Origin of the sequence: Actinobacillus ureae ATCC 25976 (assembly GCF_000188255.1) — a bacterium.
Classification (GTDB): domain Bacteria; phylum Pseudomonadota; class Gammaproteobacteria; order Enterobacterales; family Pasteurellaceae; genus Actinobacillus; species Actinobacillus ureae.
Genome location: NZ_GL831080.1, coordinates 6,965 through 19,412 on the forward strand (window position 1 = coordinate 6,965; position 12,448 = coordinate 19,412).

Below are 12,448 nucleotides of genomic sequence, written 5' to 3' on the forward strand. Positions count from 1 at the left end.
CTTCTTGGGGTCAGATCGCAACAAAGGGCTTGTGATTTTTAAAGCAAAATACTACCGATCAGAGCTATGATAAAACCGACTACACCAATGGAGGTTTCTAATGCCGTCCAGGTTTTTAATGTGGTTTTGGTATCCATTTCTAGGAAGCGGCTCATTAGCCAGAAACCGGAGTCATTCACGTGAGAAAGTACTGTCGCACCGGAAGCAATTGCAATCACGATAAAGCAAAGGTCAAATTGACTTAAATCGGTTGAAGCGGCAACACTTGGTGCAATTAATGCCGCTGCAGTGGTTAATGCTACAGTTGCTGAACCTTGTGCGACACGCATCGCCACCGCAATAATAAATGCCGCCACAATAATCGGCATACCGGTATCCGAGAGCATTGAAGATAAGACATCGCCGATACCACTGGCACGTAAAACACCGCCAAACATACCGCCCGCACCGGTTACCAAAATAATCGAACAAATAGGGCCTAATGCATTATTACATAAACTTTCGATTTGTTCGTAGCTACGTTCGCCACGTAATAACATAATCGCCAGTAATAAAGTGATTAATAATGCCACCGGCGTTTTACCGATTAAACGTAGGCTTTGTACCCAAAGTTCAGAACCGTCAATCGCTTTAGCCACACTTAACGCATTTAAGCCGGTATCAAATAAAATTAAGAAGATCGGTAATACTAAAATAAAGAGAACACGTCTAAATGAAGGCGGAACTTGTACAGAAGTTTCGCTGATCGCCGCCGCATTTAAAAATGCTTTCGGTAATTCTACATGGATACGTTTACTGATAAACATACTGAAGAGGTAAGTACCAATATACCAAGTTGGAATGGCACAGATTAAACCGACAATCACCATTAGCCCCATATTCACACCAAGTAAATCACCGGAAGCGACCGGGCCAGGATGTGGCGGTAGAAAAGCGTGCATCACCGCAAACGCACCGGCAACCGGAAACGCATAACGTACTACCGAACCGCCGAATTGTTTTGCTACGCTAAATACAATCGGTAACATCACCACTAAGCCGGCATCAAAGAAAATCGGGAAACCGAAGAGTAATGCTGCTACACCTAAGGCAAACGGAGCTTTTTGTTCACCGAATTTATTGATCAGCGTATCAGCTAATACTTTTGCCCCGCCGGTAATTTCCAGTAAACGACCAATCATCGCCCCTAAACCGACTAATAACGCCACGGAAGCTAGTGTGTTTCCGAAGCCGGTTAATAAGGTCGGCAGGATTTTATCGACTGGAATACCTGCGGCCAGTGCGGTTAATAAACTAACAATCAGCAATGCGACAAACGCATGTACTTTGAATTTTATGATCAATACCAATAGCGCGATGATCGCTACTGCCATAATGAAAATTAACATAAGAACCTCGAACAGAAGAATTTAATTGTTACTGGTAACATAAATTTAATCGTTTGCGATGTAAATAGATTGTTAGAATTAATTTTAAATTTGAGATATGCGTCACAATTTTTAATGTTACCTGTAATATTGAGCAAAAAAATCTGTTATGTTGGAAGTAAATAGGAGGAAGCTCAAATGAAGTCAGGTCAAAGTTTTATTTTAATGGGGGTATCAAGTACCGGTAAAACCACAATAGGCAGTGAAGTGGCTCGTCGTTTAGGCATTAAATTGATTGATGGAGATGATCTGCACCCGAGAGCAAATATCCTCAAGATGGGGCTGGGACAACCGCTTAATGACGAGGCTCGTTTCCCGTGGTTGGAACGAATTAATGATGCTGCATTTAGCTTAGAACAAAAAAATGAAATCGGAATTATTGTTTGTTCGGCGTTGAAAAAGAAATATCGAGATCAAATCCGTCAAGGTAATCAAAAGGTAAAATTTATTCATTTGCACGGTTCGTTTGAACTTATTTTAGAGCGTATGAAAAAGCGTAAAGGTCATTTTATGAAAACCGATATGCTGAAAAGCCAGTTTGATACGTTAGAAATTCCGCAAGCGGACGAACCAGATGTGATTTCGATTGATATTAGTGGCAGTTTTGAAGATGTAGTGCAACTGTGCGTACAGGCAATTCAAGCACAGTGATAAAGAGAACGGGATTAAATAGGACGGAATGTTGAGTAGAACAAGTGGTCATTTTCTGCCAATTTTTTGCAAAATTTGACCGCTTTTTTCTCGTTTAAATCGTTTCTCCAATATGAATTTTATAGCCAAGATTGATGACTTCATCTTGAATATTACCGCCATTTAGACGGCTTAATAATTGTTCGGCAGCAACTTTGCCGATTTCAAATCGAGGGGTAATCACGCTCGCCAATTGTGGGGTAATCGATTGACCAATATCGTGTCCGTGAAAGCCTGCAATTGCAATTTGTTGCGGCACTTTAATGCCTAGGCGTTGACATTCGAACAGTGCGCCAATCGCCAAATCGTCATTGGTGCAGAAAATACCGTCGATATTCGGATATTTTTCTAACGCAATGTGTAATTGACGAGCACCTAACGTAAATGAAGAGGATTCTTCTGTTGCAATAGTGTAAGGCGTTAGTTTATGCTTTTGCATGCCGAGTTCGTAACCACGCATTTTTAAACGAGTACGTTTATCCATTCTTGCCGAAAAATAAACCACTTGGCGGCAACCACGTTTGATCATGGTTTCAACCATAGCTTGAGCAGCAAAAATATTGTCAAAACCAACCGCTTGTTGTTGCCCTTTTTCACTGGTATCCATAATCTCAATCACGGGGATTTTTGCGATACTTAACATTTTGAGCGTACGCTCACTGTGGTGATTTTCCGATAAGATCAATCCGTCCACATGATAAGAAAGGAGTGATTCAATACGCTGTTCTTCTTTTTGTTCGCTATAGCCATAGTGAGCGAGCATGGTTTGATAACCGGCGGCATCGGTTACATTTTCAATCCCTTTTAACACATCGGCAAATACCTGATTGGTTAAAGACGGCAGCAACACGCCGAGCGCTTTGCTCTTGGCATTGGACAGAATATCCGGCGCACGATTCGGAATATATCCGAATTGTTCAATCGCAACGGCGATTCGTTTACCGGTCTCTTCCGCCACTGAAGCCGGATTGCGTAAATAGCGACTAATCGTCATTTTGGTAATGCCTAAATGTTCGGCAATATCTTGTAAAGTAGGGCGTTTATGTTTGCTCATAGGGTTAATTTTTGTGAAGTGTGTCGCTATTTTAACGGAAAGTATGATTTTATGTTTTATTTGCAAAATAACAAGCGGTAAGATTTTAGCAAAATTTAAACTCAATGAAGGCAATTTTATGGCAACAATGAAAGATATTGCTCGTATTGCGGGCGTTTCCACTTCCACCGTCTCCCACGTGATTAATAACTCACGTTTTGTGAGTGACGAAATTCGTCAGCGGATCGAAAAAGTGGTGGCGGAACTCAATTATACGCCTTCATTGGTGGCTCGCAGCCTAAAAGTAAAAGAAACCAACACAATCGGTATGTTAGTCACCACCAGCAGTAACCCATTTTTTGCGGAAGTAGTGCGTCATGTTGAACGTTATTGTGAGCAACATAACTATCATTTAATTTTGGTCAATACTGACGGTAACAGTACCAATTTGGAACAACATTTAGCCCGCTTGTTACGCAAACAAGTGGACGGCTTATTATTGATGTGTTCCGAGCCGCAAGATTTAGATGAAGGCGTGATGGCAAATATTCAATTACCGATGGTGGTGATTGACTGGTGGCAACAGGCGCTAAAAGCGGACAAAGTGCATGAAAATTCAGAATTAGGTGGTTATCTTGCGACAAAAGCGTTAATTGATGCCGGCTATAGCGAGATTGCGGTAATTACCGGCGAGCAATCGAAATCCCACACTTTAAATCGTTTACAAGGCTATAAGCGGGCTATTTTAGAGGCAAATTTGCAAATTTATCCGGAATGGATTGCTGAAGGTCATTTTGATTATCAAGCCGGTTTGGAATGTGCAAGCCGATTATTAGCGCTAAACGCTCGCCCTCAAGCGATTTTTGCTATGAGCGATAGCATTGCAATCGGAGTATATCAAGCCGCTTGGCAAGCCGGTTTGCGTATTCCACAAGATATTGCGGTGATCGGTTACGATAATATCGAATTAGCACAATATCTCGCTCCGCCGCTTTCTACGATTCATCAACCTAAAGCCCGTTTGGCGAAAAATGCGGTGGAACAGTTAATCGCCCGTATTCATCAGCCGGATAAAGCCTATCAAGAAATCGAACTTACCCCAGAATTAGTTGTTCGCCGTTCTTTTTAAAAAATTTGTGATAGACCTCTCAAATCCGACAAGAAGCGTTTGCTTTTTTTCGTGATTTTTTCTATTTTTTATTCATCGAAACGTTTCGATAAAATAAAAAGTAACCTAAAAGGAGGAAATATGAAAAAAACAGCGGTATTAAATGCACAACTTTCCGGTGTGATTGCCAGTCTTGGACATACGGACGGCTTAACCATTTGTGACGCCGGCTTGCCGATTCCTTCTGAACAACAATGTGTTGATTTAGCCCTAACTAAAGGTGTGCCAAGTTTTTTATCTACCTTAGAAGTGGTGTTAACAGAATTCTTTGTCGAACGTATTTTATTGGCGGAAGAGATCAAACAATTTAATCCGGCAATTGAACAACAATTAATTGAAATTATCGATGAGCTTGAGCAAAAACAGGGGCGCCGCATGGAGATTGAATATGTCGCGCACAGTGAATTTAAGCAACGTAGTAATCAAGCGAAAGCGGTGGTACGTACCGGCGAATGTTCGCCGTATGCTAATGTGATTCTTTACTCGGGCGTACCGTTCTAGAGCGAGGAAACTATGAAAACCTTGTTGAAAATCAGTGGAATTGATAAAGCCTTTCCAGGCGTGCAAGCGTTAAAAAATGCCTGTTTAAATGTATATGCGGGCAGAGCGATGGCGCTAATGGGCGAGAACGGCGCGGGCAAATCGACACTGATGAAAATTCTGACCGGTATTTATCAGCGTGATGCCGGTACGATTGAATACCTAGGTAAAGCAGTCAGCTTTGCCAATCCAAAAGCCTCGCAAGAAGCCGGTTTAAGCATTATTCATCAAGAACTAAATATTTTAGGTAACTTGTCGATTGCGGAAAATATCTTCCTCGGGCGTGAATTTACCAATGCTTGGGGCGGTATTGATTGGCGCAAAATGTATGAGGAATCCGACCGCTTGTTGGCGCGTCTCGGGGTAAAACATTCCAGTCGTCAAGCGGCAAACGAATTATCAATTGGCGAATTACAAATGGTGGAAATTGCCAAAGCCTTAAGTTTTGAATCACAGGTGATTGTGATGGACGAACCGACCGATGCGCTGACCGATACCGAAACCGAAGCATTGTTTAGTGTAATTCGAGAACTCAAAGCGGAAGGACGAGGCATTGTTTATATCTCCCACCGTTTAAAAGAGATCTTCCAAATTTGTGATGATGTAACCGTATTGCGTGACGGTCAATTTATCGGTGAAAGTACGGTGGAGGATTTAAACGAAGATCGTTTAATTGAGATGATGGTTGGACGTAAGTTAGAAGATCAATATCCACATATTAATAATCCGATCGGCGAGGTTTGTTTGTCAGTGAAAAACTTATCGGGTAGCGGTGTGAATAACGTTTCGTTTGAATTGCATAAAGGCGAAATTTTAGGTGTTTCCGGTTTGATGGGCGCAGGGCGTACCGAGCTGATGAAGGTATTGTGCGGCGCATTACCGAAAACCGCCGGCGAAGTGCTATTAGACGGCAAAACGATTGATAACCGCTCCAGCCAAGACGGCTTAAATAACGGTATTGTCTATATTTCGGAAGACCGTAAAGGTGACGGCTTAATTTTAGGTATGTCGGTCAAAGAAAATATGTCGTTGACCGCTTTGGAATATTTATCGAATTGGGGACGCATTAACCACGAAAAAGAAAAAATGACCGTGATGGATTTTATCGATCTATTTAATATTAAAACCCCAAGTCCGGATAAGATTATCGGCGAATTATCCGGTGGTAATCAGCAAAAAGTGGCGATTGCCAAAGGTTTAATGACTCGCCCAAACGTGTTGATCTTAGATGAGCCGACTCGAGGTGTGGACGTTGGGGCGAAAAAAGAAATTTACCAACTAATCAATAAATTTAAAGCGGAAGGGTTAAGCATTATTTTAGTTTCAAGTGATATGCCGGAAGTATTAGGGATGTCCGATCGCATAATTGTGATGCGAGAAGGTACTATTCGTGGTGAGTTTTCTCGCATGGAAGCTACTCAAGAAAAATTATTAGCGGCGGCAATCGGCAAATAGTTGAGATTTTTAAGCGGTCAAATTTAGCAAGAATTTTGCAAAAGGAATCAATATGAACAAAGCATTTAATCTAAAAAAATTCCTAATAGAACAACGTTCGATCATTGCATTACTCGCATTAATTGCAGTAGTGTCATTTTTAAATCCGAATTTTTTTAGTGTCGATAACTTACTGAATATCCTCCGCCAAACGTCGGTAAATGCGATTATCGCAATCGGTATGACGTTTGTGATTTTAATTGCCGGCATTGACCTTTCGGTCGGTTCGATTTTAGCACTAACCGGAGCGGTAGCGGTAACCTTAATCGGTTTAGAACTCTCGATTTACTTAGTCGTTCCAGCGGTATTATTACTCGGTGCGGCAATCGGTTTATTAAACGGTGCGTTAGTCGCCTTCGGTAAAGTACAGGCATTTATGGCAACGTTAATCACTATGTTGTTATTACGTGGCGTCACGATGATTTATATGGAAGGTCGTCCGATTTCTACCGGTTTTTCTGATAATGCCGATTACTTTGCCGAGATTGGTACTGGTGAGTTATTCGGTGTACCGGTGCCGGTTTGGTTAATGTTTATCTTATTTGCTATCGGTTGGTTTATTCTGACTCAAACCCGTATCGGTCGTTATATTTATGCGCTTGGTGGTAACGAATCGGCAACCGCTCTTTCCGGTATCAACGTGAATAAAATCAAACTGTTTGTGTTTGCGGTCAGCGGCGTGTTAGCGGCACTTGCAGGTTTAATTGTCACCTCTCGTTTAGGTTCAGCACAGCCAACAGCAGGCACAGGTTATGAACTTGATGCAATTGCGGCGGTTGTGGTCGGCGGAACCAGTTTAATGGGCGGTAAAGGTCGTATTATCGGCACCTTAATCGGTGCGTTAATTATCGGCTTCCTCAGCAATGCGTTAAATTTATTAGATATTGACTCTTACTATCAGCTTGTCGCAAAAGCGTTAGTAATTTTAGCAGCGGTTATTTTGGATAACTTCCTTGGCCGTAAAAAAGCGTAACCTACTCTCAAAAGGATATTCCTATGAAAAAATTAACTTCTTTAGCTCTTGCATTAGGTTTGATATTCGGTGCAAAAGCAATGGCACAAGACACATTAGCGTTAGCGGTTTCTACGCTGGATAACCCGTTCTTCGTTACCTTAAAAGAAGGTGCGGAGAAAAAAGCCAAAGACCTCGGTTACAAATTAGTGGTGTTAGATTCCCAAAATGACCCGGCAAAAGAATTAGCGAACGTGGAAGATCTCACGGTGCGTGGTGCGAAGGTATTACTCATCAACCCGACAGATTCGGAAGCGGTTGGTAATGCGGTGGCGATTGCGAATAAGAAAAATATTCCTGTAATCACTTTAGACCGTGGTGCGAATAAAGGTGAAGTGGTGAGCCACATTGCATCTGATAACGTTGCCGGCGGTAAAATGGCGGGCGATTTTATCGCGGAGAAAGTCGGTAAAAATGCTAAGGTTATTCAATTAGAGGGTATCGCCGGCACATCAGCGGCTCGAGAACGTGGTGAAGGCTTTAAACAAGCGGTAGCGGCAAACCAATTTGAAGTATTGGCTAGCCAACCGGCGGATTTTGACCGTACCAAAGGTTTAAACGTAACCGAAAACTTGCTGGCAAGTCACGGTGCGGCAAAAGCGGTATTTGCACAAAATGACGAAATGGCATTAGGTGCATTACGTGCGATTAAAGCGGCTGGTAAAGATATTATCGTTGTCGGCTTTGACGGTACGGACGATGCAGTAAAAGCGGTAAAAGGCGGAAAACTGGCTGCAACTATCGCACAACAACCGGATAAAATCGGTGAATTAGGTGTGGAAACAGCGGATAAATTGCTTAAAGGCGAAAAAGTTGAAGCGAAAATTCCAGTGCCGTTAAAAGTAATTAGTCAGTAATTTTGGCTCCGGAATCGTTATTTTGACGGTTCCGGCATCGCTAGGTTTGTTTGAAGTCGGTTTGGGGTAATTATGAAAAAACTTTGTGTGTTGGGCAGCGTAAATGCGGATCATGTTATTCGAGTTCCTTATTTCCCGAAAGCGGGCGAAACGCTGAAAGGCGGTAATTATCACATCGCTTATGGTGGCAAAGGGGCTAATCAAGCGGTGGCTGCAGCTCGTGTGCGTGATACATCATTAGTTGATGTGGATTTTATCGCTTGTATCGGTGCTGATGATATTGGACGAGCAATGAAACAAGCTTTTGTGCAGGACGGTATTAACCCCGAACACATTGTTGAAGTGGCTGATCAAATGACCGGCATTGCAATGATTCAAGTGGCAGATTCAGGCGAAAACAGCATTGTGATTTCCGCCGGTGCGAATGCAAATTTAGATGAAAACATGGTGGCACAACATCAAGCCACGATTGAAAGTGCGGATTGCCTACTGGTTCAGCTGGAAACGCCGTTACAAGCGGTCGAAAAAGCGCTAAAAATTGCGAAAGCTCATCACACCCAAGTGATTTTAAATCCGGCACCGGCACAACCGCTCTCGGACGACATTTTGGTGAATATCGATATGATTACCCCAAATGAAACCGAAACCGCCTTACTGACAGGCGTTCAAGTGGTCAATGAACAAACTGCCCAACAAGCGGCGAATGTGTTTCATCAAAAAGGTATTCAAACCGTGTTAATTACGTTGGGGTCGAAAGGGGCGTTTTTAAGTGAAAACGGCAACGGTGAAATCATAGCCGGCTTTAAAGTCACACCGGTGGATACCACCGCCGCCGGTGATACCTTTAACGGCGCACTGGCGGTTGCTTTATTAGAAGGCAAATCAATGCGAGATGCGGTAATGTTCGCACACAAAGCCTCTTCGATTTCCGTCACCCGTATGGGCGCACAAAGTTCGATTCCTACTCGATTAGAGTTAGTTTAATCGTTTAACTTAATTAACAAACGGTCAAATTTTTGTAGAAACTTGCAAAAAGTTGACCGCTTGTTTTTTTACATAAATGGCTGGTTCGCTCCAGTTTTAACCCTCTATCTCTTTCTATCAATCTCGTTATAAAAATCATTATCACTATCGTAACTTGTTGATCCTTATCAGCTTTTATTCCCTTTAAAAGTAAAGTTACTTTATCTTCTTTACAAAACAACCATAGAATGAAGTTATACCTTTATTGAGTTATTTTTAATTTTTCTGGAGTGAATATGTCAATTACAAGACGTGGATTCCTAAAAGGAACATCGGCAAGTATGACCGCATTAGCGGCATCCGGCGGTATATATCTCCCTTTTGTTGCTAAAGCCGAAACAAAAGATAATGTTACTGGGCAAGCACAAAATGAAAAAGTGGTTTGGAGTACCTGTACAGTAAACTGTGGTAGCCGTTGTCCATTGAGAATGCATGTAAAAGATAATCAAATTTTATATGTGGAAACGGATAATACCGGTACGGAAACCTATAATCTTGATCATCAAGTTCGTGCTTGTTTACGCGGTCGTTCAATGCGCCGTCGTGTTTATAATCCTGATCGTTTGAAATATCCGATGAAACGTGTAGGTAAGCGTGGCGAGGGTAAATTTAAACGTATTTCTTGGGATGAAGCATTAACGGAAATTGCACAATCATTACGTAAAAATATTGAGAAATACGGTAATGAAAGTATTTATCTCAACTATGGTACGGGAACATTAGGTGGAACCGTAACAAAATCTTGGCCGCCGGGTTCAACTTTAGTTGCGCGTTTGATGAATTGTATCGGTGGCTATTTAAATCATTATGGTGATTATAGTACGGCACAAATTGCGGTAGGTTTAGATTACACCTATGGCGGTGGTTGGGCATTAGGTAATGGTTTAGCTGATATTGAAAACACAAAACTTATTGTTCTTTTTGGTAATAATCCAGCGGAAACTCGCATGAGTGGCGGTGGTGGTTATTTACCAAGCATTCGGATTAGCGCATATTCATAGTTCGGTACAACAAGCGGTTAATTTAGTACCAGATTTTGCCATTATGCAAGTGTTACGTCTCTGTTTGTTAGCGGTGGCAGCGGCATTGATTGTAAAAGGTAGAACATTGCCGTTACTTTCACTCGCCGTACTTATCACGTTAGCGGCTGAAATGATTGGTCGAGTATTATTCTACGGTTTACATATGACCTCAGGAATGGCGGTATAACCTAAAATATAATGGTGGGGAAACCCACCGTTATGAGATAAATAAGGAAAATAAAATGCAAAACGAATTACAACAATGGATTTCTATCAGCGGAAGATTATTAGGTTCGTTATTCTACTATGCACCGGGCGATGACAATGTACAGTCGGCTTTGCATTTTTTCCAACAAGAAAATTGGGAAAATGAATGGGGAGAATTAACCAAATGAATCCCAAATTAAGCAGTTAATTGCCCAAGGTTTAACACAAGATTTGTCCGAACAATATCAGCGTCTTTTTATTGGACCGGAACAATTGATCGCATCGCCATGGAGTTCAGTCTATCTTGATCCTGAATCAGTTATTTTTGGTAATTCGTTATTAGATTTACGTAATTTTTTACGCAAGCTCCAAATTGCGTTAACTCAGAACGAAACTGAGCCGGAAGATCATATTGGCTTAATGTTATTACTTGCCGCTTATCTTGCGGAAAGTAAGCCTGAATTACTGCCAGAATATTTGAGTAAACATCTGTTGATTTGGGCAGTTCACTATTTCGATTTAGTTGCTCAACAAACGGATTTTCCGTTCTATCAAGGTTTAGCGTTACTGGCCCAACAAACCTTAAAAGATGGCAACAACAGTTAGCAATTATTGTTCCTCAAGTTTCTTTTTATCGTTAGGCTATGTTAGGCAAAAACAAATTACCACCGCTTGAACTTACACCGAGAGTTTTTTCTCGTCGGAAGTTATTTACCGGTTTTTTCGCCAAACGCAAGCTCATCAAAACCCAATTAGAGCAGAAAATCGACCGCCTTTTGCCGCACAGGAACACTTATTCCAAGCGGCTTGTGACGGCTGTGGTAAATGTGTCATGGTTTGCCCGGTAGGGGTTATTGATATTCGCCGACAACAAGCGGTATTAGATTTAACTTTCTCTGCTTGTACACTCTGCGGCAAATGTGCCGAAAGCTGCCCGACTCAAGCACTACATCTCTCTTTTAAAAAAGATACAGAACTCCGCCCTCAATTCTCAAATGATTGCTTACAAACAAAAGGACAATCTTGTGATAACTGTATCCAAAGTTGCCCTCAACAAGCGATTTCATCTGAACTTACCATTAATAATGATCTCTGCAACGGTTGCGGAGAGTGTAAACAAGCCTGCTTTATGGCTGCGTTGAATTTAAAATAGATGCGTTACTCTTTTATTCTCGATCACAAATATAAAAGCTAAGTTCAGCAAAATATATAATATATTAGTGCGGATTTTCTGCGTGAGTTTCATTTTGTTCATCGTTACAATATCGTGCCTAAAAAGAGGAATGCAAAAATGTCAGAAAATTTAACCGCTTGTCCGTGTCAGTCGGGTAAGCATTCTGTAGAATGTTGCCAGCCGTTTCATCTCAAGCAAGCTTATCCGGCAACGGCGGAGCTGTTAATGCGTTCACGCTATGCGGCTTATACTCTGGTCAATATTGATTATATTGTGGAGACCACCGTCCCTAGCCAGCAGAAATTTTTGGATCAGGCAGCGATGAAAGCGTGGGGTGAAAGTACCAAATGGGCGGGATTAGAAATTCTCTCTCACAAGCCGAATATTAGTAAAATTCACAGTTTAGTAAAATTTAAAGCCCTATTTAACACAGAAAACGGCGTAGAAGCACATCACGAATTGTCACTGTTTGTGTTAGTAAATAACCGCTGGTATTTTGTTGACCCAACGGTGCCGCTGCCTTCGCAAAAGCAAAATTGTGTATGCGGTTCGGCTAAAAAATTTAAACATTGTTGCGGCGCATATCTTGTCTAGTCTTGATTACAAGCGGTTATTTTTTTGCAAAATTTCCGGTATTATGTAGCAGTTGTACAAAGATTTAACCGATTAAAAACCTTAAAATCCCTATTGAAATTTTAACTCAATAGGGATTTTCATTATGACACAAAAGCCGCTGAAACACGAATTGATTGAACGCTTATTAAAGCTGAAAGAAAAACAAGATGAGTTGACGGTACAAAT

General features: G+C 41.5%; 10 protein-coding genes and 4 pseudogenes. 12 read left to right on the top strand and 2 right to left on the bottom strand.

The window, feature by feature from the left end:
* Positions 1 to 38: 38 nt before the first annotated feature.
* Positions 39 to 1,388 carry a GntP family permease gene (locus HMPREF0027_RS00045; protein WP_005620975.1) on the bottom strand — a complete coding sequence of 450 codons (1,350 nt, stop codon included), beginning with the start codon at positions 1,386 to 1,388 and terminating at the stop codon, positions 39 to 41.
* A 177-nt stretch (positions 1,389 to 1,565) separates the two neighbouring features.
* On the opposite strand from HMPREF0027_RS00045, the gene HMPREF0027_RS00050 reads away from it, so the two are divergent.
* Complete coding sequence (locus HMPREF0027_RS00050; protein WP_005620977.1) at positions 1,566 to 2,078, top strand: gluconokinase; 513 nt, start codon at positions 1,566 to 1,568, stop codon at positions 2,076 to 2,078.
* A 94-nt stretch (positions 2,079 to 2,172) separates the two neighbouring features.
* Here the strand turns inward: HMPREF0027_RS00050 and gntR are convergent, their stop codons facing one another.
* Positions 2,173 to 3,171, bottom strand: coding sequence for a gluconate operon transcriptional repressor GntR (gntR, locus tag HMPREF0027_RS00055; RefSeq protein WP_005620979.1), 999 nt, complete (start codon positions 3,169 to 3,171; stop codon positions 2,173 to 2,175).
* A 118-nt stretch (positions 3,172 to 3,289) separates the two neighbouring features.
* Between gntR and HMPREF0027_RS00060 the strand changes: the two genes are divergently transcribed.
* From HMPREF0027_RS00060 to HMPREF0027_RS00110, 11 genes and pseudogenes are all read left to right on the top strand, one after another.
* Complete coding sequence (locus HMPREF0027_RS00060) at positions 3,290 to 4,279, top strand: substrate-binding domain-containing protein (protein WP_044024381.1); 990 nt, start codon at positions 3,290 to 3,292, stop codon at positions 4,277 to 4,279.
* 120 nt (positions 4,280 to 4,399) lie between these two features.
* The gene (gene rbsD, locus HMPREF0027_RS00065; protein ID WP_044024176.1) at positions 4,400 to 4,819 is read left to right on the top strand and encodes a D-ribose pyranase; all 420 of its coding nucleotides are present in this window, start codon (positions 4,400 to 4,402) and stop codon (positions 4,817 to 4,819) included.
* Positions 4,820 to 4,831: 12 nt separating this feature from the next.
* On the top strand, positions 4,832 to 6,313 hold the full coding sequence (rbsA, locus tag HMPREF0027_RS00070) for a ribose ABC transporter ATP-binding protein RbsA (RefSeq protein ID WP_005620985.1): 1,482 nt from the start codon (positions 4,832 to 4,834) through the stop codon (positions 6,311 to 6,313).
* Positions 6,314 to 6,365: 52 nt separating this feature from the next.
* On the top strand, positions 6,366 to 7,325 hold the full coding sequence (gene rbsC, locus HMPREF0027_RS00075; protein ID WP_005620987.1) for a ribose ABC transporter permease: 960 nt from the start codon (positions 6,366 to 6,368) through the stop codon (positions 7,323 to 7,325).
* Positions 7,326 to 7,348: 23 nt separating this feature from the next.
* Positions 7,349 to 8,221, top strand: coding sequence for a ribose ABC transporter substrate-binding protein RbsB (gene rbsB / locus HMPREF0027_RS00080; protein WP_005620989.1), 873 nt, complete (start codon positions 7,349 to 7,351; stop codon positions 8,219 to 8,221).
* A gap of 72 nt (positions 8,222 to 8,293) precedes the next feature.
* Positions 8,294 to 9,205, top strand: coding sequence for a ribokinase (gene rbsK, locus HMPREF0027_RS00085; RefSeq protein WP_005620991.1), 912 nt, complete (start codon positions 8,294 to 8,296; stop codon positions 9,203 to 9,205).
* A gap of 275 nt (positions 9,206 to 9,480) precedes the next feature.
* Positions 9,481 to 10,206: pseudogene (locus HMPREF0027_RS00090) on the top strand (molybdopterin-dependent oxidoreductase); the annotation flags it as partial.
* Positions 10,196 to 10,453 (top strand): annotated as a pseudogene (locus HMPREF0027_RS00095) (DmsC/YnfH family molybdoenzyme membrane anchor subunit); the annotation flags it as partial. The pseudogenes HMPREF0027_RS00090 and HMPREF0027_RS00095, both read left to right, overlap by 11 nt.
* 55 nt (positions 10,454 to 10,508) lie before the next feature.
* Positions 10,509 to 11,114: pseudogene (dmsD, locus tag HMPREF0027_RS00100) on the top strand (Tat proofreading chaperone DmsD).
* A 3-nt stretch (positions 11,115 to 11,117) separates the two neighbouring features.
* Positions 11,118 to 11,626: pseudogene (gene napF, locus HMPREF0027_RS00105) on the top strand (ferredoxin-type protein NapF).
* A 138-nt stretch (positions 11,627 to 11,764) separates the two neighbouring features.
* Positions 11,765 to 12,241: a YchJ family protein gene (locus tag HMPREF0027_RS00110; protein ID WP_044024180.1), complete on the top strand. Its 477-nt coding sequence runs from the start codon at positions 11,765 to 11,767 to the stop codon at positions 12,239 to 12,241.
* Positions 12,242 to 12,448 lie beyond the last annotated feature (207 nt).

Excerpts from the sequence above, each read along its gene's own strand:
- HMPREF0027_RS00045 (WP_005620975.1), bottom strand. The coding sequence starts at position 1,388 with ATGTTAATTTTCATTATGGCAGTAGCGATCATCGCGCTATTGGTATTG.
- gntR (WP_005620979.1), bottom strand. The coding sequence starts at position 3,171 with ATGAGCAAACATAAACGCCCTACTTTACAAGATATTGCCGAACATTTA.
- HMPREF0027_RS00110 (WP_044024180.1), top strand. The coding sequence starts at position 11,765 with ATGTCAGAAAATTTAACCGCTTGTCCGTGTCAGTCGGGTAAGCATTCT.
- HMPREF0027_RS00060 (WP_044024381.1), top strand. The coding sequence starts at position 3,290 with ATGGCAACAATGAAAGATATTGCTCGTATTGCGGGCGTTTCCACTTCC.
- rbsA (WP_005620985.1), top strand. The coding sequence starts at position 4,832 with ATGAAAACCTTGTTGAAAATCAGTGGAATTGATAAAGCCTTTCCAGGC.
- rbsC (WP_005620987.1), top strand. The coding sequence starts at position 6,366 with ATGAACAAAGCATTTAATCTAAAAAAATTCCTAATAGAACAACGTTCG.
- rbsB (WP_005620989.1), top strand. The coding sequence starts at position 7,349 with ATGAAAAAATTAACTTCTTTAGCTCTTGCATTAGGTTTGATATTCGGT.
- rbsK (WP_005620991.1), top strand. The coding sequence starts at position 8,294 with ATGAAAAAACTTTGTGTGTTGGGCAGCGTAAATGCGGATCATGTTATT.
- HMPREF0027_RS00050 (WP_005620977.1), top strand. The coding sequence starts at position 1,566 with ATGAAGTCAGGTCAAAGTTTTATTTTAATGGGGGTATCAAGTACCGGT.
- rbsD (WP_044024176.1), top strand. The coding sequence starts at position 4,400 with ATGAAAAAAACAGCGGTATTAAATGCACAACTTTCCGGTGTGATTGCC.